This window comes from Borrelia crocidurae, assembly GCF_000825665.2.
Taxonomy (GTDB): Bacteria; Spirochaetota; Spirochaetia; order Borreliales; family Borreliaceae; genus Borrelia; species Borrelia duttonii.
Genome location: NZ_LN609267.1, coordinates 592,121 through 595,180, shown reverse-complemented (window position 1 = coordinate 595,180; position 3,060 = coordinate 592,121). Strand labels below are relative to the sequence as shown.

At 28.3% G+C, this 3,060-nt stretch carries 3 protein-coding genes and 1 tRNA gene; 2 read left to right on the top strand and 2 right to left on the bottom strand.

What is annotated here, in order from left to right; all coding sequences use genetic code 11:
• Positions 1–695, bottom strand: a 695-nt coding sequence (locus BN1173_RS02930; protein ID WP_040236480.1) for a glycosyltransferase family 2 protein, incomplete at its 3' end; no start/stop codon positions are given.
• Between the two features lie 216 nt (positions 696–911).
• On the opposite strand from BN1173_RS02930, the gene pyrH reads away from it, so the two are divergent.
• The gene (gene pyrH, locus BN1173_RS02925; protein ID WP_012538321.1) at positions 912–1,601 is read left to right on the top strand and encodes a UMP kinase; all 690 of its coding nucleotides are present in this window, start codon (positions 912–914) and stop codon (positions 1,599–1,601) included.
• An 8-nt stretch (positions 1,602–1,609) separates the two neighbouring features.
• Positions 1,610–1,693 (top strand) — tRNA-Leu (locus BN1173_RS02920).
• Positions 1,694–1,698: 5 nt separating this feature from the next.
• Here the strand turns inward: BN1173_RS02920 and BN1173_RS02915 are convergent.
• The coding region (locus BN1173_RS02915) for a Sapep family Mn(2+)-dependent dipeptidase (RefSeq protein WP_246040039.1) at positions 1,699–3,060 on the bottom strand (1,362 nt) is incomplete at its 5' end.

Sequence of the window (3,060 nt, the reverse complement as noted above, 5' to 3'; positions counted from 1 at the left end):
CTAATAACACTAATTGATGAACTCGCACTTCCCATCCTTTGAAAATTAGTATAAAAATAATTATTTACAAAAGACACTTTATTTGCTTTTAGAAAAGCATGTAGCATAAAAACTATATCCTCTAGTATTACATCATTAAATTTAACATTATTACTTACAATCAAATCTCTTCTAATCAATTTATCCCACACTGTACCTACAACAAAATTTTTTTTATAAAAACTAGAAAAAACAGTCAATAATAAATTCTTAAAAGCCTCTTCACCGGTTATTGGATAATTAGGAAAAGGAAGAACTGATTTTCTTTTAATCTTTCTTGCAAGAAAATAAATATAAAACTGAGAACAAACAATATCTGAATTATCAGCTTTTGCCCTATTATATAGTACCTCAAGCATAGTATTCTCAACAAAATCATCACTATCCCAATAGACTATATATTCTCCCTCAGATTTATCAAAACCATTATTCCTAGCAACGGATATTCCCATATTTTTCTGATTAATAATTTTGATAAAATCATATTTCTCCGCAAATTTTTGAGCCACCTTTAAGCTTTGATCATAAGAACCATCATTTACCAATATAATTTCTTTATCTCGCAATGTCTGATTAACAGCGTTCTTCAACATCGTTTCAAGGGTACTCTCAGCATTAAAAAAACAAATAATCACAGAAACCTTGTACTTATACATAAAATCCTCCTAACTAAATACCTACCTAAACAAAACCTGTAAACAATTCAATATAACAAATATTCTTAACTATAAGATATAAGGAAACATTGCACAATATAGTATAGTTAATAAGGTAATATGATTTTAAATCATATTTTCCAACAACCTGAATATAAATATACTATATAATACAAATTTAAATAAAAAAATAACCGACTCAAATAAGGAGTTTAGATGATAAAGATAATTAGTCTTGGGGGAGGGATAATCAATCCTAATCACATTAATACAACATACATTAAAAATTTAAAAAATCTTATTTTTCAATGGATAAAAAAAGAACATAACAGAAAAGTTATTTTAATTACAGGAGGAGGAAAAACAGCAAGAGAATATCAAGATGCTTATAAGCAAATTAATCCTAAATTTAAAAATCATGAACTCGATGAAATTGGAATAATGGCAACTAAACTAAATGCAACTCTTATAAGCAAAGCAATGCAACCATTTTGCATTAACGATATTGTAAGCAATCCAACTGAAGATTTTCAATTTAAAGGACAAATATTAGTTGCATCAGGATGGAAATCAGGATTTTCAACAGATTATATTACCGTAAAATTTGCCGAAAAGTTCAATTCAAACGAAATAATTAATTTAACCAATATTGATCAAATATATGATAAAGATCCAAAAAAATATAATGATGCAAAAGGGTTTAAAAACATCACTTGGAATAAATTACAAAATATAGTAGGAAAAGATTGGGAACCTGGTTCACATTTACCATTCGATCCAATAGCAACAGAACTAGCATTAAAACTTGGAATTAAAGCTTATATACTTAATGGCACTGATCTTACAAATTTACAAAAAGTTTTCGATAAAAATGATGATTTTTTAGGAACTATTGTAGTAAAATAAAATCTATTGCCGGTATGGCGGAATTGGTAGACGCGTCAGACTCAAAATCTGATGAGAGCAATCTCGTGTCGGTTCGACTCCGACTACCGGTATATTTTTAAGTATTAAGTTTTTCAACAGCATTTTTATAAATCAAAATAAGATCCATAAGTTCATTTTCATTAATATACTCATTAACCTGATGAGCTGTATTATCTGAACCTTTAAATAATGGTCCAAAAGCAACACAATTTTTCAAAGCTCTTGAATAAGTTGCACCACCAATAGAAATAGGATTAACATCACTCTCACCTGTAAAATTCTGATAAACTTCCATTAAAGATGAAATAAATTTTAAATTAGAATCAACATAAAGAGGATCAAGAAAAGAAACTTCACTATAATTTAAAGAATATAAATCTAAAGTTTTCTTTATTAAACTTACCAAATCTTCCCTTTTATAACTTATAGGATACCTCATATCAAAAGACAAAATTTGATTAGATGTTTTAGACAATTTAATTTTTGTTAAACAAAGAGTAAGTTTTCCAGATTGCAAATCTTCCAAAACCTTCCCAAACAATTTCTCTCCATTGATAGTAAAACCAATCCTGTCTTCAAAAAAATCAATAAAATTACTTCTTATTCCTAAAGATTTAATAATATCTAATGCATAAGGAGCAACATTAACACCAAGTTCAGGTAAAGAGGCATGAGCAGAAATGCCATGAATTAAAACATTATTTTCAAAAAACTTATATCTAATTTTACCATCAAAATTATCAAGTAAAATCCTAAAATCATCTTTATTAGCATCACCAAGCTCAAAAGAACATTCATCAGGAATAACATTATACCCTATGCCAAGCTCAAGATTCATAAAAAATTTTTCATCACTAATAACATCAAATTGCAATAACCCCTTCTCAGCATTAACAATAGGAAAATCACCATCAGGAGTAAAAGAAAAATCAGGAATCTCTTCTTTAATCTTATACTGCTCAATACAACGCCATTCAGTCTCTTCATCTGTGCCAAAAATCACTCTAAATCTCTTCTTAAAACAAATTTTCTCTAATAGCAACATTTTAAAAGCATAAAGAACAGCCATTAAAGGTCCCTTATCATCTAAAATACCCCTAGCATAAACTCTTCCATCTCGAAAACCAAGTTCAAAAGGATTTGAATGCCATTTGGATATACTGCCAACATCAACAATATCAATATGAGTTAAAATACCTATAAGTTCATCGCCCTGACCCATTTCAGCAAAACCATAATATCCATCCGGATCTTTATAAACTTTAAAACCAATATCTCGAGCAATTTCTAATACTTTATCTAGACATAAATCAATTTGTTCTCCAAAAGGCTTACTTTTTAATGCAGGAGCATTAACACTATTAAATTTAATTAATTCCCCTAAATAAAAATAAAACTGTTTATCTAGCTTAAAACTCATAAGACTAAACCTTACGAC

What these genes read in the sequence shown, in the direction of transcription:
- pyrH (WP_012538321.1), top strand. Translation starts at nt 912, where the DNA reads ATGATAAAGATAATTAGTCTTGGGGGAGGGATAATCAATCCTAATCAC.